This window comes from Leisingera sp. MMG026 (genome assembly GCF_021654205.1).
Classification (GTDB): Bacteria; Pseudomonadota; Alphaproteobacteria; order Rhodobacterales; family Rhodobacteraceae; genus Leisingera.
Genome location: NZ_JAKFZM010000045.1, coordinates 1 through 21,772, shown reverse-complemented (window position 1 = coordinate 21,772; position 21,772 = coordinate 1). Strand labels below are relative to the sequence as shown.

Sequence of the window (21,772 nt, the reverse complement as noted above, 5' to 3'; positions counted from 1 at the left end):
ATTCCATAAGTTTGAATCTAGCAATTTGCGGGGCCTGAACTGTGCCTAAGCTTACCACTGAACAACTTTTCAGCCCGACCGTCTTGCTGGCGCTGGCGCTTATGGCGATTATTGTGATGATGATCCTGCCGATGCCGGCCTGGGTGCTGGATGTTGGCCTGGCGGCCTCCTTTGGGCTTGCCATCCTGATCTTCACCATCACCCTGTTCATTGAACGGCCGTTGGATTTTTCCTCATTTCCGACGATCCTTCTGGCCTCGCTGATGCTTCGGCTGTCACTGAACATATCCTCCACCAAACTGATCATCGGCCAGGGGCATTCCGGCACCGACGCGGCTGGCAATGTGATCGAAGGTTTCGCCCAATTTGTGATGGGGGGCAGCGTATTCCTGGGTCTAGTGGTGTTCGGAGTTTTGTTGATCGTCAACTTCATGGTGATCACCAAGGGGGCCGCCAGGATGGCCGAAGTGGGTGCCCGTTTTGCACTGGATGGAATGCCAGGCAAACAGCTGGCGATCGACGCCGACATGTCAGCCGGCGCCATTGACCACCAGACCGCCAAGGAACGCCGTGAGCGGGATCAGCAGGAAACCACTTTCTTTGGCTCGCTCGACGGTGCATCGAAATTTGTCAAAGGCGACGCCATTGCCGGGCTTTTGATCACCTTGTTGAACTTGGTCATGGGGCTGATCATGGGCGTTCTGGTCCATGGCATGCCTGTTGGCAGCGCGTTTGAAACCTATGCCATTCTGACTGTGGGCGACGGTCTGGTGTCGCAGATCCCATCTGTGATCATTTCCATTGCAGCGGCGCTGCTGCTGGCTCGCGGTGGCACCACCGGTGCCACCGATACCGCCCTGTTCGAGCAATTCGGCCGCCATCCCGCTGCGCTGACTACTGTCGCGGTGCTGATGGTCCTGTTTGCACTGGTTCCCGGTCTGCCATTTCTGCCCTTTGTGACCGGTGGCAGTGTGCTGGGCTACGCGGCTTTCCGGATGGCAAAGAAGAAGCAGGATGATGCAGAGGCGGAGATCGAGGAAAAGATTGAAGAGGCCGCAGATCCTACTGCAAGCCGGCCGCTCGGAGATATACTGGATCTGGATGATCTGCATCTGGAGTTTTCACCGGATCTGGTCAGCATGGTACTTGATGCCGGCACCGGGCTTGATGCCCGCATTGCCAACATGCGGTCCCATATTGCCACCACCTTTGGTCTGATCCTGCCGGAAATCCGGCTGACAGATCAGCATGAGCTGGAAAGAGGCACCTATGTGGTCAAAGTGCAGGGGGTTGAGCAGGTGCGCGGCACTTTGCATCCCGACATGGTTCTGGCCTTGATGCCGGACAATCATGACGCGTTGCCACCCGGCACTGATGTGACTGAGCCGGTCTACGGCGCGCCGGCCCGCTGGATCTCAGCCAAGTCGCAGGAACAGGCCGCCCTGGCCGGGGCTACTGTGGTCACACCGCCGGAAATCCTGGCAACCCATCTGCTGGAGATCATCAAACAGAATTTCTCCCGCTTGCTGACACTCAAATCGCTGCGTCGCCTGTTGGATGAGATGACGCAGCTTTCCGATAACTTCCGGTCCGAAGCGAACCGCAAGCTGCTGGATGCGCTGGTGCCGGACAAGGTTCCGATGGATACACTTCACTCGGTGTTGCGTCTGCTGCTGGAGGAGCGGGTTTCCATCCGCAATATGCCGCTGATCTTGGAATCGATTGCCGAAGCCCGGCAACACATCACCCAGCCCGAGCTGATCTGTGAACATGTGCGCCAGCGGCTGGGGTTCCAGCTGGTGGCCGAGATGAAACGCGAGGACGGGACCATTCCTTTGATCCAGCTGGCACCGGAATGGGAAGACAAATTCTCAACGTATCAAGTGGATGCGCAAGGTGCCGGGTTGGACATTGCCTTGCCGCCCGACTTGTTCAATATGCTTGCGGATGGGCTGACCGAGAAGCTGTCGGCAATCACCGACCAAGGTGTGTTTGCGGCGGTTGTGACCTCGACCCGCCGCCGCCGTTACCTGAAGACCATTTTGAAATCACGGGGTATCAGCAACCCGGTTCTATCGTTCGAAGAAATCGGCCTTGAGGCGCGGCCTGCCCTGGTTGGAATGGTGCAAGCATGAACCTGAACTTTCTGCCGCCAGAGCTTATAGCGCTGCTGGGGGCAGGGTTCTGGCATGCTGCAATCGTATTTCTGCGGGTGTCGGCCATGGTATCGGTGCTGCCCGCGGTGGGTGAGCTGTATGTCCCCACCCGGGTCAAACTTGCAGTTGCTGCGGCCTTTACTTTTGTGGTGGCGCCTGCACTTCCGGCCCTTCCTGAGCCGGATGGTGCGATAGAATTTGCCCGGATTGCTGTTGCCGAAGCGATCATTGGCCTGGCACTGGGGATTGGTGTCCGGATCTTTGTATTGGCATTGCAGACGGCCGGTACAATGGCGGCGCAAAGCACGTCGTTGTCACAGGTTCTGGGCGGCATCGGCGCAGAGCCAATGCCGGCTCTGGGGGCCGTTCTGATGATTTCCGGTGTGACCCTTGCTGTCATGATGGGTCTGCATATCCGGGCGGCGGAACTGCTCATTGGCTCTTACCAGCTGTTTCCTGCTGGTCAGTTTCCCGCGGCTTCCGGCTTGGCGGAATGGGGGGTGTACCGGGTTTCGCAAAGCTTTTCGCTGGCGTTCACGCTAGCGGCGCCTTTTGTCATTACAGCGGTGATCTACAACTTGGCGCTGGGCGTGATTAACCGGGCTATGCCGCAGCTGATGGTGGCCATGGTCGGCGCGCCGGCGATTACCTTCGGCGGCCTGTTTATCCTGATGGTCGGCAGTCCGATGATCCTGGATGTTTGGTCCAGGGCTCTGATGACGTTTATGTCGAATCCTGGAGGCGGAATGCCATGAGCGGCCAGGACGACGATTCAGACAAGTCATTCGAGCCGACGGAACAGAAACTCCGCAAGGCCCGGGAGAAAGGCGAAGTTGCCAAGTCAACGGATCTGTCCGTCGCCGCAGCCTATCTGGGTCTGATCATCGCAGTCTACACTGCCGGAAGCAGCAGCGTTGAGGGGATAGGCACTGCTCTGATGGCCTTTCTGGACCAGCCGGACAAGCTGGCCCCGCTGTTTTTTGAAGGGCCGGCTGCGGCCCCCGTGGGGGGCTTCATCGAAAGTGCCGTCCGCCCTGCTCTGCCATGGTTTCTGGTTCCCTTTGCATTGGTTCTGTTGTCGATTGTCGGACAGCGTGCGCTGGTTTTTGCGCCCAGTAAGCTGGAGCCGAAGCTGTCTCGTATTTCTCTCATCTCGGGGGCCAAGAACAAATTTGGCAGATCCGGGCTGTTCGAGTTTTTCAAAAGTTTTGTGAAGCTGGTGCTCTATTCGATCTGCCTGGGCGTCTACCTGTCTTACCGGCTTCCGGACATGATCGCTTCGTCCGGCACTGGCCCGCAGTCTGTTGTCTTGATGCTGTCGCAGCTGGCGATGGAGTTTTTGTTTTTGGCGCTGCTCATCGCGATAACGATCGGTATTGTGGATGCGGCTTTTCAACATGCGGAACACCACCGCAAAAACATGATGTCCCGGAAGGAGATCCAGGACGAAATGAAGGAGTCCGAAGGCGATCCCCATATGAAAGGCCAGCGCCGTCAGCGCGGCCAGCAGATCGCGATGGGGCAAATGATGGCCGATGTGCCCAAAGCCGACGTCGTGGTTGTCAACCCGACTCACTATGCGGTGGCCCTGCAATGGAGCCGTGAGAAGGGTTCCGCGCCTGTCTGCGTTGCCAAAGGGGTTGATGAAGTGGCCGCGGCGATCCGGCGTGTTGCCAATGAAAACGGCGTTCCGATTCACAGTGATCCGCCAACAGCGCGGGCATTGCATGCCACGATTGAGATCGGCGGCGAAATTCTGGAAGAGCATTATGCACCGGTGGCGGCGGCCATCCGGTTTGCCGAAGAGATGCGCAAGCGTGCTAAAGGAAAGATCACATGAAGCAGAAGATGCTGGATCAGATGGCGGCAGTGACTGCAGCGCAGTATATGCAGGAGCATGCGAAAATACAGCCGGCTCTGGCCCGGGAGGCGCAGCTTCGCGGCCAGTTGGCCAAACTGAACAGCCAAGTGCAGGCCGCCCGGGAACCGGCAGACAGCGATCACACGATGAAGGCTTTGGGGGCAGATCTGTTGTGGCAAGGCTGGCATACCCGCACCCGGCGCCAATTGAACCTGGAGCTGGCGCAGGCAACGGCACAAAAGCTGCGGATGATGGATCAGCTGCGCAAAGCCTTTGGGCGCAAACACGCGGTGGAAACCATGGCGGCCTCTGAACGCAAGCGGCACAAAGCTGAGCAGGCAAAAGCCTTCATGGACCGGCTGTTGGACTGCTGAAATACCTTGAGTATGGCGTAAAGCAAAAAGGCCGGTCCTTAGCGGAACCGGCCTTTTACATGTTTGATGGGCTGCTCGCCGGTCAGACGTCCTGCCGTGATATTTCCATGATCAAAACGTCATAGACGCCTTTGCCGATATGTTTCTGTGCCGCCTCGCGCAGCGCCGTGCGCAGGGGTTCCAAGACATCTGAGCGGGTAAACGCCCCGCGGAAACCGCCCATATTGGCGTGGTCGAAGAGAACTTGCAGAAAAACATCCCGCAACTTGGGCGCGTAGGAATGCACTTTTTCCGCAATACCTTTCTTTACCTCAAGGCTGAGAGAGATCACCACCAGGGATGTCATCTGGTCGCGCTCCACAATCGGCACAACAAACTGGTCGCCGACTTTGATGTATTCGCGCTGGTTTTCTTCGCTTTCTTCAGCGGTTTCCTCTGCGGCCTCTTCCGGGGCTGGTTCGGCCTCGCCGCCGGCAGCGGCTTGATTTTCTTCAGGCGGAGGCGCCAGCATGATGCCGGCGCCAATGCCGCCTCCGGTCCCGATGATCAGCAGGATGACTGGAAGGAGTTTAGACAGCATGGCAACCCTCAGAACGGCAGAATGGCGTCGAGCAGCTGCTGGCCGTAGCGCGGCTGCTGAACGTCAGTGATTTGGCCACGGCCGCCATAGGACACACGGGCCGAAGCGATCTTGTCATAAGTGATCTCGTTCTGGCGGCTGATGTCTTGCGGCCGGACATAGCCGGTCACCAAGAGCTCGCGCAGCTCGAAATTCACCCTCAGTTCCTGGGTGCCGCTGATCGCCAGCACGCCGTTGGGCAGAACGTCGACAACAGTCGCCGCAACTCGCAATTCCAGCTTTTCGCTGCGTTTGACGGATCCTTTGCCGCCGGCAGAACTGGAACTGCCCAGTTCCACGGCGTCGGCGGAGGTGGCACCTTCCGGCAGTTTTCTGTCCAGACGCTGGGGCAGGCCAAGGAGATGCGGCATGTTCAGGCTTTCAGCCCCCGAGCGTGAGCGCTGGGTATCGTTGGAAATTTCGGCCTCTTCATCGATCTCGATCACCACCGTCAGGATATCGCCGCGCTTGATCGCGCGGCGGTCGCCCAGCAGTGATTGCTGCGAGCCGCTCCACAGGGATGCGCCATCAACGGTGCGCCGGTTCTGTGTCTGTGCAGGCAATCCCTGGTACAGCATTGCAACATGTTCAGAGCTTTCATTGGACGGGGTGAAAGAGGGCGGTTTGCCCATATGATCCATCCGGCCGCAGGCACCCAGCAGGGCGAGCCCGAACAGCAGCGGTTTGACGGGGGAAAGTTTCTTTTTCATCAGTTTACCTCAACGGAACCGTCTGCCGCGATCCGCCCGGTTACGGTGGTGCGGGAATTAAGATTCATGACCCGGACGGCCTCGCCAGCAGCGCCGCGCCCCAAGGCGCGGCCTTCGGCCGCTATGGTCAGGACACCCTGGCGGAAGGTCAAAGTGACCAGGTCATTGCGTTCAATGATGGCCGGCGGGCCGATATCGCCAGCCCGCAACGGCCGACCTGCGTATAGTGCGACGCGCGCCTCCTGACCGACAACCGCAGCCGGGTCCGACAGTGCACCAAGGATTTCGCCTTTTTTCAGAGCCAGGTCCTCGGCATTGACGATCGCCTTTGCGCGTATCGTACGCAGCGGGATCAGATATTCCGCCCAGGCGGGCGGTGCGCTAAGCGCCGCTGCGGTCAGACAGGCAAGAGCAAGTTTCATCAGCGCACCTGTGTTGTTGCGCCCATCATCTGGTCGACAGCCGAGATGACCTTGGCATTCATTTCATAGCCCCGCTGGGCTTCGATCAGCTCGGTGACCTCGCGCACCGCATCCACGGAACTGGCCTCCAGATATCCCTGGCGCAGGGTGCCAAGCCCGTCTTCGCCGGCCGTAGATACAGTGGCAGCACCAGAGGCCTCTGTTTCGGTGAACAGGTTGCTGCCGATCGCCTCAAGGCCTTTGGGGTTGGTGAAGCCCGCCAGAGTGAACTGGCCCAACAACTGGCCTGCCGAGGTTTCATCAAAGTACCCGTAGACTTCGCCCTCAGCGTTGATCGAGATACTGACAGCATCATCAGGAATGGTGACTTCGGGAGAAACTGCAAAACCGTCCGACGTCACGATCAGCCCTTCGGCTGAGCGTTTCAATGCGCCGTCGCGGGTATAGGCGGTCTGGCCGGACGGCAATGTGACCTCAAGATAGCCCTTGCCGTCGATGGCGAGATCCAGATCATTGTTGGTCTGCTGCAGCGCGCCTTGCGACAAATGCACCGAGACGGCGGCGGGGCGCACACCCAGGCCAACCTGCACGCCGGTCGGCAGCACCGTGCCATCCGATGCGTTGACACTGCCGGCCCGCGAGATCTGCTGGTAGTGCAGATCGGCAAACTCGGCGCGCCGGGCGTTGTAGGCTGTGGTGTTCATATTGGCGAGGTTGTTGGAGATAGTCTCCACCCGCAATTGCTGAGCGCTCATGCCGGTCGCTGCGATTTTCAAGGCACGCATCTGGATTCTCCTAGGTCTTGATCAGGTTTTTGATGGCATTGCGGATGCGTTCGTCTTCCGCCTGCAGAAAGCTTTGGCCCATTTCATAGGCGCGCTGGACTTCGATCATCCGGGTCACTTCGGAAATCGCATTCACGTTGGAGCCTTCGAGAAAGCCTTGCAGCACTTTCGCATCAAAACTGTCCTCAATCTCGCCGTCGACGCGGAACATCACTCCGTCCTCGCGCACCAGCGTGTGCTGCTCCATCGGCTTGAATAGGCCAAGCTGCCCCAGCAGCCGCCCGTTTGCACTGAGCGAACCATCCGCCCCGACTTCGATCTTGCCGGCATCCGGCGGAACAAAGACCGGCGCGCGGCCGGCATCCAGCACCCGGTATCCATCCATGGTCACCAGATCGCCATCAGCATTGGGGGAGAAGGCACCTGAACGGGTCAACCTTTCGCCTTGCGGCGTTTCCACCATAAAGAAGGCGTCGCCCTCGATTGCAAAGTCAAACGAGCCGCCGGTTTTGGTCAGCTGACCCTGCTCCATCGAGGTATTGAAGATATTCGCGCGCGACATTGACAGCGACTGCTGGCCGGGCGAGGACTGCACAAATTCCGAAAAGATCAGGCCCTCCTGGCGGTAGCCGGTAGTGGCCGAGTTCGCGATATTGTTGGCAATGACGCGCATCTCCCGCATCAGGCCCGTTTGGCGTGAAAGGGTTGCGTAGCCTGCATTTTCCATTACGAACCTCCGGCAATCATCGGAACAACGTGGCCGTGGAAGAAGGCCACCAGCGTTTGTGTCATGAAGCCCATTGTCATCCAGAACACGACCAGGATCGCTGTCAGTTTGGGCACGAAGGTCAGGGTCATTTCCTGCACCGACGTCAGAGCCTGAAACAGACCGATGGCCAGACCGACAACCAGTGCAACAACCAGGATCGGCGTCGACATGGTGACGGCGGCCCACAGCGCTTGGCGCAGCGTGTCATAGAAGAGGCTTTCGCTCATCATGGCTTAGACCGGCATCCTCAGGATTTCCTGGTAAGCTTCGACGACCTTGTTGCGCACGGTAACCGCAGTTTCGACTGCCAGTTCGGTCTGCGCCAGGGCCTGCACCAAAGCGTGCGGATCGGCGTTTGAGGTCATCGCCTGCATTGAGACCTGTTCACTTTGCTGCAAAGTCGCCGCGAAATTCTCAAAGCTCTCTTTCAGGCGGGGGCCTGCGCCAGAGCCCGCATATTCGGGATCGGCTTTGGTGGCGGGACGGGCAGCGGCATAGCCGGTTGCCGCGGAAAGACTGCGAATATCCATTCTGGATCTCCAAATGTTTTGGTTAACGTCTCAATAGGTCCATGAGTGATGCGGACATTGTCCGTGTCTGCTCGAACATCTTCAGGTTGGCTTCATAGCTTCGCTGGGCTTCACGGGCGTCGGCGATCTCGATCATCAGATCGACATTGGAGCCGTCGTAATGCCCGCTTTCATCGGCCATCGGATGCGAAGGGTCGTAGACTTCTTCCAGATCGCTGCGGTCCAGCGTGACCCGGCCGGTGCGCACATGCTCCACATCGGTTTGCAGTTCGCGCACCGCTTCAAACGGCACCGTTTTGCGCCGGTAGCCCGGAGTGTCAGCGTTGGAGATGTTTTCCGACACGTGGCGCAGACGCGAGGCTTGCGCCTTGAGACCGCTGGCAGTGACGGAAAGGGCTCTTGAAAATTCACTCATCTCTCATCCTCCCTTAGGTTTTGCCAAGGCTTGCGCGCAGGACATTCATCGAGGATTTGTAGATGGCCAAGGCCCGCTTGTGCTGCCGGGAAACTTCAACGCCTTTCAGAAGTTCGGTTTCGACAGACACTGAGTTGTCATTGGGATCGCTGCCGTCCTCGCTTGAAGTGACGGCCCAGTCCATGCCGTTGCCGGCGGTGCCGTTCAGATGGCTGCCGCGGGTTGCGATCATGCTGCTCGGGCGGGCCCCGGCTGCAAAGACTTCCTTGAATGGCTTGATGTCCTTGGCGTGGTAACCAGGCGTATCGGCGTTGGCGATGTTCTGGGACACCAATGCCTGGCGCGTCCCGGCATGAACTGCCATGGCGTGAGAAATTTTGAATACGTTCAGTTCTGTGAACACCAGGGCTTCTCCCTTGATCGATTTCAATCAAGGCTTAACCCCGATTCCTTTAGAAATTGTTTTCAGGACATCAATGGAGGCCGCTGCAATGAAAGCAGAGCTGCAAGCACTGACCCGTCAAATAGCCGGAAAACGCCTGGCAACACAGATGGGCAGGGTTACCGCGATCTCTGGCGGGGAAATCGAAGTCAGCGGGTTGGCTTCTGCCGCGCGGATCGGTGACCGGCTGGTGCTGCGGCGCGGCCCGCAGGACGAGTTGCATGGCGAAGTGCTGAAGATTAATGGAAATAATATCAGCATGTTGCCTGATAGGGCGCCTGATGGCGCTGCTGTCGGTGACCCGGTGGTGCTGCACCCCTCGCCTGAGTTTTTGCCCAGCGATCACTGGATTGGCAGGGTGATTGATCCTTTTGGGGAGCCGCTGGATGGCCGCCCCTTGCTGCCGGGATCCGCGCCGCGGGATCTGATGGCGTCCCCGCCCAAAGCCGCCGGCAGGCGGCCGATGGGAGAGCGTTTGGCGACCGGGCAGGCGGTATTGAACACGATTCTCCCAATTGTGCGCGGCCAAAGGGTGGGTCTTTTTGCGGGCTCCGGCGTCGGAAAATCGTCTCTGTTGGCAAAACTGGCCCAAAGCATGGAAGCGGATGTGGTGGTCATGGCGTTGATCGGGGAACGCGGCCGGGAGGTGAATCACTTTGTCGAACAGGTTCTGGGACCCGATGGCATGCGCCGGGCGGTTGTGGTGGCTGCCACGTCCGATCAGTCCGCGCTGGTCCGGCGCCGTTGCGCCTGGGCCGCCATGACAGTTGCCGAGCATTTTCGCGATCAGGGTAAGAATGTGCTGTTCCTAGCCGACTCGGTTACCCGTTTCGCCGAGGCGCACCGGGAGATTTCAGCCGCTTCGGGCGAAGCACCTGCCTTGCGCGGATACCCTCCATCGGTAACACCGCTGATCACCGGCCTGTGCGAGCGGGCTGGCCCTGGTGCAGACGGGCAGGGTGATATCACTGCTGTGTTCAGCGTCCTGGTGGCCGGTTCCGACATGGATGAGCCGATTGCAGATATTCTTCGCGGTGTTCTGGACGGTCATATTGTATTGAACCGGGAAATCGCCGAACGCGGCAGGTTCCCGGCGATTGACGTCTCACGCTCAGTCTCCCGCAGTCTGCCTGCTGCGGCCACTGCCGATGAAAACACGGCAATCCAGGATGTGCGCAAATTCTTGGGCGCTTATGAACAGTCGGAAGTGATGATCAGGGCCGGTCTCTATGCTGAGGGTAATGACGCGGTGCTGGACAAGGCTGTGAAACTGTGGCCGGAACTGGACGGTTTTTTCGGCCGCGAAGATCCGGAAGGAATCACCAGCAGTTTCAATCGGCTGCTTCTGTTGCTGCGCCGGGCCAAGGCGGGACGGTAAGCGGCGCGTTGGCTCCACCTACCGTCTGATCATTTGATCGGCGAGTAACTGCGGCGATGGAATTTCTCACAGGGATGCTTCAAGGATACCCCTACTGAGGTATTTACATACTTCTGATTTGTAACGGGTCGGCGCGAACATCTGCGTTGGCCTGATGATCTGAAGGCACTGATTGTCTCTGAGACTTTGGAACCTGAAGCGACCGCAAGTAGCGTGCCATGGTATTGAAACATGCGCCCAATCATTTGTCGGCGTAGCGTCGGATGGCGCGCTGGGGGCCTTTGTGGTGTTCTGCATGGCCGTCCTGAAGGACATGAAGTGGGCCGAGCTGAAATCGGCACTGCTGGAAACGGCGAAATTGACGTGATGATCTTCACCATCATCTGGGGCGTGCAGGATATTTTCAAAGGCGTGCCCCCGTTTTTCATCACCGACGCCGTGAGAATTACGTTGCTGGTCGCTTCCCGGGAGTTGTGCTCAATCTGCCGCATCATCGGCAGGTGCGAATCTATGCACGACTGGGCGTCGAACTGGGCTGCACCATGTTGGCGGCATGGGTGGGCAAAGCCGCCTATGAAACGACCGCGGTTTATGCCGCCCAGCAGACGAATCTCAAAATAGCCCACCAAGCTCTTCAGGGACGAGACCACGGCCCCTGGCCATGATCCTGTCAGAAGCAAAGTAAAGAAGGGGTATCTCTGGGCTCTCGCCCGCGATATTTGACCTTGGGGCAGCAACTGTCCACCCAGTTGCCCTAGTGATGGTCGCAGGATTTCGGACCAGTGGCTAAGCTGTATCAGGGTGCGTAATCCGGTGTGATCCGGCCACCCGTTCCAACCACATCCGGCAACTTCTCTGACGTGTTGCTGCAAGGCCATCTGCTTGCGGTTCTTTTGGGACCGGAGGGAGCGCGATGAAGAGATTGCCCCCTCTAGGCAGCATGCGCGTATGCGCCTGCCGGGCAGTGGATACGGAAGATACGGGACGTACTGCGGCTTTCAGCCGAGGGCCTGTCGGCCCGCCGGATGGCGGTGAGCCTGGCGATTGGCCGCACCACGCTGCTGGGTTATCTGGAGCGTGAACAAGAGGCAGGCTTAAACTGGCCGCTGCCGCCGGAGATGGCGGATGCCGAGCTTAAGCGGCTCGTCTCTCCGCGAACTGCCCGGGAGGCGGCGCGGCGCGCATTTCAGCCAGATTGGGCATACGTCCACCGGACACTGCGGCGAAGCCGTATCGTCATACTGACGTGTCAGCTCGATCATGTCCGCAACCGGATGGTCTTCGTCAGCCCGACCAACCGGCTCTCGTCTCTGTGTGGATCGGTGCTGGCCCAGGACGCGGCAAACGCGACGCTCGGAAACCTTCATTTGGCTGCTCACAAAATCAATGCAAGCATGGCAGCGCGAGGGGCTCAGGGGCTCCGCCCGTTCAGGGCTGAAACGGTCTGATGAATGTTTCCGGGACGCTCTTCGCTTCCTTTGCGGCCTCGGACAGGATCAATTTGTCCAACGTCAGGTCCGATACCGCCCTACTCAAGCGCTCGATCTCCTTCTGAAGCCGCTTCAGTTCCTTAAGCTGCTCTGTGCCCATACCGCCGTACTATTTCTTCCAACCGTAGTACGTTTGTTCAGTCACACAGGCCTGACGGATTGCATCAATCCGGGGCATGCCTTGCCCCATAAGGACTTCAATCTGCCGCAACTTCACGTCAATCTCTTCGGTCTCCTTTGGCCATCTATGGTCATCCGCATTCCTAAAAATAGGCGCGGCCCACTTCATTGGGGGAGGCTTTGCATCAAACGCGCGACGCGCAAGCGGTATTCATCGGAAGTGAAGATCAGGAATGTGCTGGACGGCCATGTGCAGGGCATTCAAGCCGAAAGCGGGGTTTACAGGCTGTTGGATTGCGGCTCTGACTTGGTGAGGCAGCCTGAATCTGCCGAGGTATGAAGGATTCTTTGATGGGTGAGATTCTGTTCACATTACAGGAAGCACCGGTGATTCCGGTCGCCGGAGAACCGGCGGGATACCCGGTCGGGCGGATTTTCTGCGTTGGGCGCAATTACGCGGCTCATGCTGCCGAAATGGGCAATGAAGTGGACCGCGAGGCGCCATTTTATTTCACCAAGACGGCGGTCAATGCGGTGCTGACGGGCGCGGTTGTGCCCTATCCGCCGGGGACTGAAAACTTCCACTATGAGATGGAGCTGTCTGTGGCGATTGGTGCGCCGGTGTTCCAAGCATCCGCCGAAGAGGCGAAGGCTGCTGTCTTTGGCTATGGATGTGCGCTGGATATGACCCGCCGCGACCTGCAGATCCGTGAGCGGCAGAAACAACGCCCCTGGGATCTGGGCAAGGATCTGGAGAACGGGGCGGTGTTTGCGCCGCTGGCCCGGGCAGCAGATTGGGGCAGTCCGCCTGGCCGGCGCATTTGGCTGGAGGTGAACGGGGAGATCCGGCAGGACGCCGCGCTGGAGGAAATGATCTGGTCCGTTGAGGAGATTATCTGTCATCTGTCCGGCTTTTATCACTTGCGGCCCGGAGATGTGATTCTGACTGGAACGCCGGCCGGTGTTGGAGCCGTTCAGGCAGGCGACCGGATGCGCGGCGGGGTTGATGGGCTGCCGCAGGTCGACTTGACACTGGCTGCTGCGGAATGACGTAAGGCGGCGCAAAGCCATGATTTTTGTTGCCATGCGGCCATCTTAATATGTATCAATTTGAATGTGAGTGCGGGGGGCTTTGTAACATATAAGCTGTGAAACTTGTCTGAGTTAAGGAAGTGCAGGCAGATTTCATGAGTGGAAAATGCATGATCCGCTGTTGATAGTTACAAATGCACCTAATAGCAGGGGGGCAACTGGTTCGTAAAACGAACCCTGAGCGGGGCCTTGGTGGCGGATACGGAAAGAATTCAGCCATCTGCCGCAGTAATGTTGCGAGAGCGGCGGACCCTGCAAATAATTTGGTCTAAGGGAGGACAGACATGACTACTCGGAGAAAGCTATTGGGGGCAGCGGGGGCAGCGGCCTTGGCAATGTTCGGCGCAATGCCGGCATTTGCTCAGGAGGTGACCCTGAAACTGCACCAGTTCCTGCCGGCACAGGCAAACGTGCCGAAACTGATCCTGGATGTTTGGGCGGACAACGTCGAGGAATCCTCGGGCGGGCGCATCAAGGTTGATCGCTTCCCGTCGATGCAGCTGGGGGGCAAGCCGCCTGAGCTGATGGACCAGGCCATTGATGGCGTGGCGGATATCGTCTGGACCGTGGTAGGCTATACTCCGGGCCGCTACCCTTCAACCGAAGTGTTTGAGCTGCCATTCATGATGACCAATGCGCGCGCCGTGTCGCACGCATATTGGGAAATGTTCGACAAGCACATGAAGGACACCGAGTTCAAGGATGTCCACATTCTGGGCACTTGGGTGCATGGACCCGGCTTGATCCACACCGCCGACCCGGTGGAAACGCCTGAAGATCTGGAAGGCATGAAGATCCGCGGCGGTGGCCGGTCGGTTAACGCATTGCTGACTGAGCTGGGTGCAACCCCGGTGGGGATGCCGGTTCCGGCTATTCCGGAAGGCCTGTCCAAGGGCGTGATCGACGGCACCACCATTCCGTGGGAAGTGACGGCGGCGCTGAAGGTCCCGGAGCTGGTGGAGAACCACACTGAGTTCACTGGCAAGGCGCTGTATACGCTGACCTTTGTTCTGGCGATGAACAAAGAGAAGTATGAGAGCCTGCCGGATGACCTGAAGAAGGCGATCGACGATAACTCCGGCTTGGAATTCTCGGTCTTTGCCGGCGGCACCCAGGCGGATTCGGATGGTCCCTCACGCGAGATGGCGCTGGATCTGGGCAACACTGTGATCACCCTGGACGAAGAACAGACTGCCGTCTGGCGTGAACGCTCGCAGCCGATCTACGACAAGTGGATCGCCGACATGGCCGAAAAGGGTATCGACGGCAATGCGCTGATCGAAGAAGCCAGCGGGCTGATCGAGAAATACACGCCGCAGTATCAGTAAGGCGTTTTGATTGATAAAAGTGAAGGGCCGCACGGCATTGGCACTGCGGCCCTTTGCATACCGGAATAAGGCAACTGAATAATGCACAAGCTCATGATGCGGCTGGCCAAATCCATGGCCTACCTGGGCGGTGCGGTCCTCACTCTTCTGATCATTTTGACATGTGTTTCGATCGCTGGGCGTTTGCTCAACGGCGTCTTCCATGGCGATTTGATGGAGCGGATTGCGCCGGGGTTCTCAAAGTGGATGACCGGCTGGGTCGGGCCGGTCAATGGCGACTTTGAACTGGTCGAGGCCGGTGTGGCCTTTGCGATCTTCGCCTTTCTGCCGCTGTGCCAGATCACCGCAGGCCATGCCTCGGTTGATGTGGTGGCCAATACGTTTCCGCGCGGAGTGAACCGGTTTTTGCGGATGGTGACCGAAATAGTCTTTGCCGCGGCGCTGATTCTTATCGCCTGGCGGCTGGGGGCTGGGCTTGCGAGCAAGTTCTCCAATGGCGAGACCTCCTTCCTGCTCGAGTTTCCGGTTTGGTGGGCCTACGGCATCAGCATGGTGGCGGCTGTCGTCGCCGCGATTGTGGGTCTCTACATGGGTGCAATCCGCACCATCGAATTTTTTACCGGCCGGATCCTGATCTGGGACGGCGTGGAGGGCGAACAGTGACGGCTCTTGAAATTGGCATCGCCTCCTTCCCGGTTCTGATGCTGCTGATCTTTCTGCGGGTGCCTATCGGGCTTTCGATGTTTCTGGTCGGCCTCGGCGGGCTGATCTGGGTCACGGACGGCACCCAGGTTGCGTTCGGGCGGTTGAAAAGCGAGACCTATTCGACCTTCTCCTCCTATTCGCTGACCATTGTGCCGATGTTCCTGCTGATGGGGCATTTCGCGACGCTGGGCGGCATGTCCACCGCGTTGTTCAAAGCGGCTGAAGGATTCCTCGGCCACCGCAAGGGCGGGGTTGCGATGGCGGCCATCGGCGCCTGCGCCGGCTTTGGTGCGATCTGCGGCTCGTCTTTGGCCACCGCAGCCACGATGGGCCGGGTCGCACTGCCGGAGCTGAAGCAATACGGCTATGCCGGCGGATTTTCGACCGCGACGCTGGCGGCGGGCGGCACGCTGGGCATCCTGATCCCGCCTTCTGTTGTGCTGGTCATCTATGCCATCCTGACCGAGCAGAACATCGCCAAGCTGTTCCTGTCAGCCTTCATTCCGGGCTTGCTGGCAGCTTTGGGTTATGTAATTGCAATCTCGGTCTATGTGCGCCTGTTCCCTGAAAGTGCCGGCACCCGCCCGCCAGTTCCGATGCGCGAGCGTTTCGCCGCGCTGGTACATGTCTGGCCGGTGCTTCTGGTGTTCGGCCTGGTGGTGGGCGGCATCTATCTGGGATGGTTCACCCCGACCGAGGGTGCAGCCGTGGGCGCATTTGGCACCGGCTTCATCGCCTGGACCAATGGCGGGCTGAACCGCGAAACACTGGCTGACAGCTTTTTGGTAACAGCGCGGTCCACTGCGATGATTTTCTTCATCGTGCTGGGTGCTGGTTTCTACAATGGTTTCCTGGCGCTCACAAAAGTACCGCAGGAATTGGCGGATTACGTTGTGAGCCAGGGTCTTAGTCCTTGGATGGTGCTGGCACTGATCCTGGGATTCTACTTGGTCTTCGGCTGCCTGATGGATTCGCTGTCGATGATCCTGCTGACGATCCCGATCTTCTTTCCGGTGATCTCGGCGATGGACTTCGGTCTGCTGTCGCTGCCAGCAATGCAGGCGGATGCAGCGATGGAGGTGCTAAAGGCCGGCGTGCCTGAAGGGATGGGGGCAGAGATGCTCGCCTCGATCAAGGACGCCATTGCGGCCGGAGCGGAACTCACCCGTGAGCAGATGAAAGAGCTGGGCATCCGGGTGACAGAAGGCCGGGTTAACCGGATCGAGGCGGAATATGTCGCTATCTGGTTCGGGATCCTGGTGCTGATCGTGGTCGAGGTCGGCCTGATCACCCCGCCAGTGGGCATGAACCTGTTCATCATCAGCGCAATGGACCGTAAGACCAAGATGATCGACACTTACAAGGCGGTGATGTTCTTTGTTGCCTCTGATCTTATCCGGGTGGTCATTCTGGTTGCCTTCCCGATTATCACGCTGCTGCCGCTGATGCTTATGCAATGACGGGGCTAGTGTGATGGCGCAGAACAGTACAGGGCGGCAGCCGGGTTTCGAGCATGAAATCCGCGTGGGCTGGGGCGATTGCGACCCGGCCCGGATTGCCTATACCGGGCGGCTGCCAGTTTTCGCGCTGGAGGCGATTGACGCTTGGTGGGAGCATCACCTGGGCGGCGATGGCTGGTATCAGATGGAGCTGGACCGCGGCACCGGTACGCCATTCGTGCATATGAGCATCGATTTCAGGTCACCGGTTACCCCGCGGCACAGGTTGAAATGCGAGGTCTGGCCTTCGGCACTGGGTGGTAAGTCGGTGACTTTCCGGGTGAAAGCGCGGCAGGATGGGGTGCTGTGCTTTGAAGGCAAGTTCGTTTGCGTTTTCATAGCTCCGGAGAGCTTTACTGCAAAACCCGCGCCGGAAGATTACCGGCAGGTGATCGAGGCCCAGCTACGGCCCGAATAATACCTCAGCGCAACCAGCCGTCAGCGAAACTCACTTTGCTGAGGCCGGTAAAGCGCGCAACCCGGTCCAGTTCTGCCTCCAGCCGCTTGGTGCGGGGCAGGGACCATTTCACATCCCGTTCAGGCCATACGGCGGTGACGCGCAGGACGCCCGCGTCCCGGTCCGCCTTCATATCGATCCGGCCAACCAGGCGTGTGCCCTCCAGCAATGGAAAGACGTAATAGCCGTACCGGCGCTTGGGTGCGGGGGTGAAGACCTCGATCCGGTAATGGAAACCGAACAGCCGTTCCGCCCGCTTGCGGTCGCGCAGGGCAGGGTCAAAGGGGCTGAGCACCCGCATCCGGCCCGGTGCCGGACCCAATTCCGCACCGGCCTCCACGGTGCCCGGACGGGCGAACACTTTGCGCAGCTTGCCGTCAGCCTGCAGGATCTCGATCTCTTCCAGCTCTCCTTGGCGCAGCTGTTCGGCGCACCATACCTTGGCTTCCGCCGGAGAAGCGGTGTCCCAGAACGATGCGAGTTCGCCTGAGGTGGCAAAGCCCAGCCGGTCCATCGCAGCTGAGCAGAGCCAGTTTATGGTCGCAGTCGCGTCGCAGGAGGTGCTAGGGCGCAGATGCTCCTCAATCACTCTCTCGGTCAGGTCATAGCGTTTCTGAAATCCTTCACGCCCCACCACTGTCAGCGCGCCGGAACGCCAGAGATATTCCAACGCGGTTTTGGACGGATGCCAGTCCCACCAGCCGCCGGAACTCTTTTTTTCATCCTTGCCAAGGTCAGAAGAACTGACTGGGCCGTGATCCCGCACATGGTTCAGGACGGTTTCGAACTGCGCCTCAAACCCGTCGCGCCGCCAGTTGCGCCAGCGTTTGCGCAGCAGCCCGGTGTCACGCTGAAACCGCAGATGCCAATGAGGATAAAACACCATCGGGATCATCGCGGCGTCGTGGGTCCAATGCTCAAACAGCCCGCGGTCCCGCTCGTAGAGCTGCTTCAGATGTTTGGCGCGATAACCCGGGCGGCGTGAATAGAGGATCACGTCATGGGCGCGCGCCACCGTATTGATGCTGTCGAGCTGCACAAACCCCAAACGCTGGATCAGCGCCAGCAAGTCCGCACCCTTGGCAGGGCCAGCAGGCTGCTCCAGCAGGGCGTGGCGGTCCAGGAACAACCGCCGCGCGCTTTGATTGTCCAGCCGTTGCAGCGCCATCAGCGCCGTTTCAGCGTGTCGCCATAGGAAATGGTCGGGTTCAGCGTGACATGCTTATCGATCTCTGAGTCCGGATCGTCCAGCTGTGCCGCAATGATCTCAGCCGCTTTGCGTCCGATGTCCAGGCGGCAGGCGTCCATGGTGGCCAGCTTGCGGGGCAGCCCCTGTAGCAGCTCCACCCCGTTGAACCCGGCCAGGCCAATCTGGCCCGGCACATCAATGCCCTGATCGAGCAGATACAGCAACCCGCCCGCGCCGATCATGTCATTGGAGAAATACAGAAAATCCAATTCCGGTGAGCGCTCCAGCATGGCTTCAGTCATCTCGCGCCCCTTGGCCAGCGCCGAACCGCCTGAGTAAAACTCGCGGTCTTCGATCTCCACGCCTTCCTTGGCCAGCGCCTCGGTGAAACCTTCGAACCGCTTTCGCGCCCGGTGATCAAGCGGCATCTTGGTGCCCATGAAGCCAATATGCCGGTATCCGGCCTTAAGGATCGCCTTGGCCATTTCGCGGCCCGCACGACGGTGGGAAATGCCGACCATCGCATCCACCGGCTTACCGTCGGTATCCATGATCTCCACCACCGGGATACCGGCGCTGTTCAGCATGGCGCGGGCGGCCTCGGTATGTTCCAGTCCTGCAATTATCACACCGGAGGGGCGCCAAGAGAGCATTTCATAAAGCACCTTTTCCTCTTTCTCGGGCTGATAGTCGGTGACGCCGACCACCGGCTGCAGCTCGGTATTCTCCAGCACCTTGTTGACGCCGGTCAGCACCTCGGGGAACACCATATTCGACAACGAGGGGATAATCACCGCCACCAGGTTCACCCGGTTCGAAGCCAGCGCGCCAGCGATCTTGTTGGGCACGTAGCCCAGTTCCTTGGCGGCACTCAGTACTTTAGTGCGGGTCTTTTCCGACACATCGCCGCGATTGCGCAGTACGCGGCTTACGGTCATTTCGGATACACCGGTCGCTTCGGATACATCGCGGAGGGTGAGAGGGCGCTTGCTGTCCGTGGTCACGTTCCTGAGCCTCTTGTTATTGCTGTGTGCAACGTTAGCGCAGACATCGGTTGCTGCACAATGGAAACTGCGCGCGGCAAACCGGCATTCGGCCTCGCCCATCCTAATGTGAGCAAGCGTTGCAACTGACCCCGGCAGAGGCTTCTAGCTGACGCGCCCTATGGTCTCCATTTTGGTGCGCAGCGCCAATACGAAACAGTAAGTACTAGACAGCCTCGGCCCGTCGCGGATGAGGTGGGTGGCTCCTGCTCCGCCGGCATCGAATGTGCCAAAGTGCAGTTATCAACGACTGCTAGGAAAGGAGCCACCCAATAACAGTAAAGACCGTAGGCCTGGATTGGGCCAAGGATGTTTGCCAAGTGCACGGCATTTCGGAGAACGGCCGCGTTATCTTCAACAAGGCGATCAAACGCGCGAAGCTGCTAGCGTTTTTTGAGACGCTGCCACCGTGCACGGTTGGCATGGGAGCCTGCGGTTCATCCCATCATTGGGGCCGCCAGCTGCGCCAGCTCGGGCATGATGTGAAGCTCATGCCTGCTGGATATGTCAAACCGTATGTGAAGCGCGGAAAGAACGATGCTGTCGACGCAGAAGCGATTTGCGAGGCGGTCCGCCGTCCGACCATGCGCTTCGTAGATATCTAGACTGAAGATCAGCAGGCCATTTCATCCATCCACAGAACGCGTGACCTGGCCGTCCGGCAGCGCACCCAACTGGCCAACATGATCCGTAGCCTGTTGCGCGAGTTTGGACATGTTTTGCCGATTGGGATCGAAGCCGTTACGGCTTTTGCAAAGCGTCACCATGACGGTGATCACCCGGACATGCCCGCCATTGCGAACGGCATGCTTGGCATCCAGTGCTACCAATTCATCGGCCTGAACGAACGCATCTCTGGCTATTCCAAGATGATCGAGCAACACGCAATGCTGAACGCAGATGCACGTCGATTAATGCGCATGCCTGGAATTGGGCCGGTCACGGCATCGGCGATTGTCGCCACAATCGGTGACGCGCATCAGTTTCGGACAGCGCGCGATCCAGCGGCGGCAAGGAACGTCTTGGAAAGATCACGAAGCAGGGTGATCGCTACATTCGCAAGTTGCTGGTCGTGGGCATGACATCTCGCGCTGTGATGGCGATACGAGCGAGGCCGAAGGAGTCCGGCTTTTTTCGACCATCTTGATTTCGGCGAGCGAGGTACCTTGGACCGCTATAATCTCGCCTCGACTGGGCGGTCAGCGACCCACCACTTGCGAACGAGGCATTCATAGGCTCCCAGTTCTGCGGCGATGTCACCGGGAGACAGGCCGTCCTCCCGGATGCGTCGGGTTGCTTCCCGTTTCAGGTCAATGGGCCAGATATTCTTGCCTGAAGGAGATGTTTCAATGGTGAACACCCAAACCTCATGTTTCGACTTGTTCGCCTCCTGCTATGGATTAGAGGCTTACATATCACAGGGTAGTTGAGCGCGATTAGATGCCATCGAGGGGGGGCAGATGCATCGCTTACCATTGTGATCGCAGGAGGGATTTGTTATCGCGTAAACAAGCGCGGCCCCGTGGCTCAACTGGATAGAGCAGCCCCCTCCTAAGGGGCAGGTTGCAGGTTCGAATCCTGCCGGGGTCGCCAAAACCACCTGTTGCCAATGAGGCATAAGAATGCACAGAAGCCGGTTTTCATGCACACCGGCTGTCAACATCAAAATGCTCGGCACAGCCTTTTATTGCAGACATTCGTCCAGGGCGCAGCACTGCTCCGGGTCTTCAACGCGAAGGGCGGGAAGCGGTAGTTCGCTGCAAGCGCGAAACCTAGTTGAGAGATTTTGGAAAGCTGCCATTCACAGCAGACTTGCTCCACTCGATTTACTGGTTTTGGGCTTTAAAATCCTTGTGCCGGTGGTTCGATTCCGCCCCCGGCACCATCTCAAATTTTCCCAGGCGAAAGTCCTCCAAGACCTTGAAAGGTTAGGAGGTTTGAGCGGTTCGATAGCCCTCATTTCGGGTATAGGGTAAGGTCCTCCTCAAAAGCTCGGCTGACAAAGCTATCCATGGACCTGTAGGCTATGTGGATAATCTCGTCCTCTCGTGCTTTGCCGAGCCCAAAGTGGGCAAGGTGCTTTCTGTATTTGGTCAGGTCTGGCAACATGCGGGCACGCTTTCTGGTCGCAACATCGCGGTCAGTCGCTCGGTATGTTTCTGGTTGAAAATATGCGCAGCGGAACACACAGTTTGACGCTTTCGCGAATATGCTCTTGCTGCAGGGGGGGGGCTGCACAGGAGTTAAGTACTATTTGGCAATTGTCAGCGCAGGTTCAAGAAAGCTTAAGCGCTTTCGTGGCGTTGATAGGAATATAGTCCCACAATTGTGCATTAGGGTCAAAACTGCTTACCTAAAAATTCAACGGGAGTAGCGGTTGCTTGTGGG

Annotated in this window: 24 protein-coding genes, 1 tRNA gene and 3 pseudogenes; 15 read left to right on the top strand and 13 right to left on the bottom strand. The window is 58.7% G+C overall.

Going from position 1 to position 21,772, the window contains the following annotated elements; all coding sequences use genetic code 11:
* Positions 1 to 41 precede the first annotated feature (41 nt).
* Genes flhA through L1069_RS19395 form a run of 4 tightly spaced genes read left to right on the top strand, consistent with a single transcriptional unit; the run spans position 42 to position 4,391 of the window.
* Entirely contained in the window at positions 42 to 2,135 is a 2,094-nt protein-coding gene (gene flhA, locus L1069_RS19410) for a flagellar biosynthesis protein FlhA (protein WP_237456769.1), read from the top strand.
* On the top strand, positions 2,132 to 2,911 hold the full coding sequence (locus tag L1069_RS19405) for a flagellar biosynthetic protein FliR (RefSeq protein WP_237456768.1): 780 nt from the start codon (positions 2,132 to 2,134) through the stop codon (positions 2,909 to 2,911). Before flhA ends, L1069_RS19405 begins: the two co-directional genes overlap by 4 nt.
* Positions 2,908 to 3,996, top strand: a complete 1,089-nt coding sequence (locus L1069_RS19400) for a flagellar type III secretion system protein FlhB (protein WP_129372538.1) — start codon at positions 2,908 to 2,910, stop codon at positions 3,994 to 3,996. The genes L1069_RS19405 and L1069_RS19400 overlap by 4 nt, the downstream gene beginning before the upstream one ends.
* The gene (locus L1069_RS19395) at positions 3,993 to 4,391 is read left to right on the top strand and encodes a hypothetical protein (RefSeq protein WP_237456767.1); all 399 of its coding nucleotides are present in this window, start codon (positions 3,993 to 3,995) and stop codon (positions 4,389 to 4,391) included. Before L1069_RS19400 ends, L1069_RS19395 begins: the two co-directional genes overlap by 4 nt.
* Positions 4,392 to 4,473: 82 nt before the next feature.
* Here L1069_RS19395 and L1069_RS19390 read toward each other — a convergent pair whose 3' ends face one another.
* The 9 genes from L1069_RS19390 to L1069_RS19350 are packed head-to-tail and all read right to left on the bottom strand — an operon-like array spanning position 4,474 to position 9,044.
* Positions 4,474 to 4,971: a flagellar basal body-associated FliL family protein gene (locus L1069_RS19390; RefSeq protein WP_237456766.1), complete on the bottom strand. Its 498-nt coding sequence runs from the start codon at positions 4,969 to 4,971 to the stop codon at positions 4,474 to 4,476.
* An 8-nt stretch (positions 4,972 to 4,979) separates the two neighbouring features.
* A complete protein-coding gene (gene flgH, locus L1069_RS19385; RefSeq protein WP_129372535.1) occupies positions 4,980 to 5,720 on the bottom strand; it encodes a flagellar basal body L-ring protein FlgH in 741 nt (246 codons plus the stop codon).
* On the bottom strand, positions 5,720 to 6,142 hold the full coding sequence (gene flgA, locus L1069_RS19380) for a flagellar basal body P-ring formation chaperone FlgA (protein WP_237456765.1): 423 nt from the start codon (positions 6,140 to 6,142) through the stop codon (positions 5,720 to 5,722). The genes flgH and flgA overlap by 1 nt, the downstream gene beginning before the upstream one ends.
* Positions 6,142 to 6,927 (bottom strand): flagellar basal-body rod protein FlgG, encoded by a 786-nt coding sequence (gene flgG, locus L1069_RS19375; RefSeq protein ID WP_027257090.1) that lies wholly within the window; start codon positions 6,925 to 6,927, stop codon positions 6,142 to 6,144. Before flgG ends, flgA begins: the two co-directional genes overlap by 1 nt.
* A gap of 10 nt (positions 6,928 to 6,937) precedes the next feature.
* Complete coding sequence (locus tag L1069_RS19370) at positions 6,938 to 7,654, bottom strand: flagellar hook-basal body complex protein (RefSeq protein WP_129372533.1); 717 nt, start codon at positions 7,652 to 7,654, stop codon at positions 6,938 to 6,940.
* Positions 7,654 to 7,926 (bottom strand): flagellar biosynthetic protein FliQ, encoded by a 273-nt coding sequence (locus L1069_RS19365; protein ID WP_027257092.1) that lies wholly within the window; start codon positions 7,924 to 7,926, stop codon positions 7,654 to 7,656. The genes L1069_RS19370 and L1069_RS19365 overlap by 1 nt, the downstream gene beginning before the upstream one ends.
* A 3-nt stretch (positions 7,927 to 7,929) precedes the next feature.
* Positions 7,930 to 8,226 carry a flagellar hook-basal body complex protein FliE gene (gene fliE, locus L1069_RS19360; protein WP_237456764.1) on the bottom strand — a complete coding sequence of 99 codons (297 nt, stop codon included), beginning with the start codon at positions 8,224 to 8,226 and terminating at the stop codon, positions 7,930 to 7,932.
* Between the two features lie 22 nt (positions 8,227 to 8,248).
* Entirely contained in the window at positions 8,249 to 8,641 is a 393-nt protein-coding gene (flgC, locus tag L1069_RS19355; RefSeq protein WP_024092263.1) for a flagellar basal body rod protein FlgC, read from the bottom strand.
* A gap of 13 nt (positions 8,642 to 8,654) precedes the next feature.
* Entirely contained in the window at positions 8,655 to 9,044 is a 390-nt protein-coding gene (locus L1069_RS19350; RefSeq protein ID WP_129372531.1) for a FlgB family protein, read from the bottom strand.
* Between the two features lie 88 nt (positions 9,045 to 9,132).
* Between L1069_RS19350 and L1069_RS19345 the strand changes: the two genes are divergently transcribed.
* The 3 genes and pseudogenes from L1069_RS19345 to L1069_RS19335 form a co-directional block, all read left to right on the top strand.
* Positions 9,133 to 10,461, top strand: a complete 1,329-nt coding sequence (locus L1069_RS19345) for a FliI/YscN family ATPase (protein ID WP_237456763.1) — start codon at positions 9,133 to 9,135, stop codon at positions 10,459 to 10,461.
* Between the two features lie 172 nt (positions 10,462 to 10,633).
* Positions 10,634 to 10,828 carry a hypothetical protein gene (locus L1069_RS19340; RefSeq protein ID WP_237456776.1) on the top strand — a complete coding sequence of 65 codons (195 nt, stop codon included), beginning with the start codon at positions 10,634 to 10,636 and terminating at the stop codon, positions 10,826 to 10,828.
* A 112-nt stretch (positions 10,829 to 10,940) separates the two neighbouring features.
* Positions 10,941 to 11,033 (top strand): annotated as a pseudogene (locus tag L1069_RS19335) (hypothetical protein); the annotation flags it as partial.
* A gap of 666 nt (positions 11,034 to 11,699) precedes the next feature.
* On the opposite strand, the pseudogene L1069_RS19325 reads toward L1069_RS19335, so the two are convergent.
* Positions 11,700 to 12,240: pseudogene (locus tag L1069_RS19325) on the bottom strand (transposase); the annotation flags it as partial.
* A gap of 182 nt (positions 12,241 to 12,422) precedes the next feature.
* Between L1069_RS19325 and L1069_RS19320 the strand changes: the two are divergent.
* The 5 genes from L1069_RS19320 (at position 12,423) to L1069_RS19300 (ending at position 17,113) form a co-directional block, all read left to right on the top strand.
* Positions 12,423 to 13,121: a fumarylacetoacetate hydrolase family protein gene (locus tag L1069_RS19320; RefSeq protein ID WP_237456762.1), complete on the top strand. Its 699-nt coding sequence runs from the start codon at positions 12,423 to 12,425 to the stop codon at positions 13,119 to 13,121.
* 326 nt (positions 13,122 to 13,447) lie between these two features.
* Entirely contained in the window at positions 13,448 to 14,491 is a 1,044-nt protein-coding gene (locus L1069_RS19315; RefSeq protein ID WP_211037626.1) for a TRAP transporter substrate-binding protein, read from the top strand.
* Between the two features lie 81 nt (positions 14,492 to 14,572).
* Positions 14,573 to 15,154, top strand: coding sequence for a TRAP transporter small permease subunit (locus L1069_RS19310; RefSeq protein ID WP_237456761.1), 582 nt, complete (start codon positions 14,573 to 14,575; stop codon positions 15,152 to 15,154).
* Positions 15,151 to 16,656, top strand: coding sequence for a TRAP transporter large permease (locus L1069_RS19305; RefSeq protein ID WP_211037627.1), 1,506 nt, complete (start codon positions 15,151 to 15,153; stop codon positions 16,654 to 16,656). Before L1069_RS19310 ends, L1069_RS19305 begins: the two co-directional genes overlap by 4 nt.
* A gap of 13 nt (positions 16,657 to 16,669) precedes the next feature.
* Entirely contained in the window at positions 16,670 to 17,113 is a 444-nt protein-coding gene (locus L1069_RS19300) for an acyl-CoA thioesterase (RefSeq protein WP_129372525.1), read from the top strand.
* A 4-nt stretch (positions 17,114 to 17,117) separates the two neighbouring features.
* Here L1069_RS19300 and L1069_RS19295 read toward each other — a convergent pair whose 3' ends face one another.
* Both L1069_RS19295 and L1069_RS19290 read right to left on the bottom strand, forming a co-directional pair.
* The gene (locus tag L1069_RS19295) at positions 17,118 to 18,320 is read right to left on the bottom strand and encodes a crosslink repair DNA glycosylase YcaQ family protein (RefSeq protein ID WP_237456760.1); all 1,203 of its coding nucleotides are present in this window, start codon (positions 18,318 to 18,320) and stop codon (positions 17,118 to 17,120) included.
* Positions 18,320 to 19,345, bottom strand: a complete 1,026-nt coding sequence (locus L1069_RS19290; protein ID WP_343328073.1) for a LacI family DNA-binding transcriptional regulator — start codon at positions 19,343 to 19,345, stop codon at positions 18,320 to 18,322. Before L1069_RS19290 ends, L1069_RS19295 begins: the two co-directional genes overlap by 1 nt.
* A gap of 359 nt (positions 19,346 to 19,704) precedes the next feature.
* On the opposite strand from L1069_RS19290, the gene L1069_RS19285 reads away from it, so the two are divergent.
* Positions 19,705 to 19,989 (top strand): hypothetical protein, encoded by a 285-nt coding sequence (locus L1069_RS19285; RefSeq protein ID WP_237456759.1) that lies wholly within the window; start codon positions 19,705 to 19,707, stop codon positions 19,987 to 19,989.
* 21 nt (positions 19,990 to 20,010) lie between these two features.
* Here the strand turns inward: L1069_RS19285 and L1069_RS19280 are convergent, their stop codons facing one another.
* Positions 20,011 to 20,265, bottom strand: a complete 255-nt coding sequence (locus L1069_RS19280; RefSeq protein WP_237456775.1) for a hypothetical protein — start codon at positions 20,263 to 20,265, stop codon at positions 20,011 to 20,013.
* Here L1069_RS19280 and L1069_RS24310 point away from each other — a divergent pair.
* A pseudogene (locus tag L1069_RS24310) lies at positions 20,170 to 20,531 on the top strand (transposase). The gene L1069_RS19280 and the pseudogene L1069_RS24310 overlap by 96 nt on opposite strands.
* A gap of 369 nt (positions 20,532 to 20,900) precedes the next feature.
* Positions 20,901 to 20,977: transfer RNA gene (locus L1069_RS19270), tRNA-Arg, on the top strand.
* Positions 20,978 to 21,772 lie beyond the last annotated feature (795 nt).

Bases quoted from the DNA above. Each gene is read 5' to 3' on its own strand.
- L1069_RS19405 (WP_237456768.1), top strand. From the start codon at position 2,132: ATGAACCTGAACTTTCTGCCGCCAGAGCTTATAGCGCTGCTGGGGGCA.
- L1069_RS19400 (WP_129372538.1), top strand. From the start codon at position 2,908: ATGAGCGGCCAGGACGACGATTCAGACAAGTCATTCGAGCCGACGGAA.
- L1069_RS19395 (WP_237456767.1), top strand. From the start codon at position 3,993: ATGAAGCAGAAGATGCTGGATCAGATGGCGGCAGTGACTGCAGCGCAG.
- L1069_RS19390 (WP_237456766.1), bottom strand. From the start codon at position 4,971: ATGCTGTCTAAACTCCTTCCAGTCATCCTGCTGATCATCGGGACCGGA.
- flgH (WP_129372535.1), bottom strand. From the start codon at position 5,720: ATGAAAAAGAAACTTTCCCCCGTCAAACCGCTGCTGTTCGGGCTCGCC.
- flgA (WP_237456765.1), bottom strand. From the start codon at position 6,142: ATGAAACTTGCTCTTGCCTGTCTGACCGCAGCGGCGCTTAGCGCACCG.
- flgG (WP_027257090.1), bottom strand. From the start codon at position 6,927: ATGCGTGCCTTGAAAATCGCAGCGACCGGCATGAGCGCTCAGCAATTG.
- L1069_RS19370 (WP_129372533.1), bottom strand. From the start codon at position 7,654: ATGGAAAATGCAGGCTACGCAACCCTTTCACGCCAAACGGGCCTGATG.
- L1069_RS19365 (WP_027257092.1), bottom strand. From the start codon at position 7,926: ATGATGAGCGAAAGCCTCTTCTATGACACGCTGCGCCAAGCGCTGTGG.
- fliE (WP_237456764.1), bottom strand. From the start codon at position 8,226: ATGGATATTCGCAGTCTTTCCGCGGCAACCGGCTATGCCGCTGCCCGT.
- flgC (WP_024092263.1), bottom strand. From the start codon at position 8,641: ATGAGTGAATTTTCAAGAGCCCTTTCCGTCACTGCCAGCGGTCTCAAG.
- L1069_RS19345 (WP_237456763.1), top strand. From the start codon at position 9,133: ATGAAAGCAGAGCTGCAAGCACTGACCCGTCAAATAGCCGGAAAACGC.
- L1069_RS19320 (WP_237456762.1), top strand. From the start codon at position 12,423: ATGGGTGAGATTCTGTTCACATTACAGGAAGCACCGGTGATTCCGGTC.
- L1069_RS19315 (WP_211037626.1), top strand. From the start codon at position 13,448: ATGACTACTCGGAGAAAGCTATTGGGGGCAGCGGGGGCAGCGGCCTTG.
- L1069_RS19310 (WP_237456761.1), top strand. From the start codon at position 14,573: ATGCACAAGCTCATGATGCGGCTGGCCAAATCCATGGCCTACCTGGGC.
- L1069_RS19300 (WP_129372525.1), top strand. From the start codon at position 16,670: ATGGCGCAGAACAGTACAGGGCGGCAGCCGGGTTTCGAGCATGAAATC.
- L1069_RS19295 (WP_237456760.1), bottom strand. From the start codon at position 18,320: ATGGCGCTGCAACGGCTGGACAATCAAAGCGCGCGGCGGTTGTTCCTG.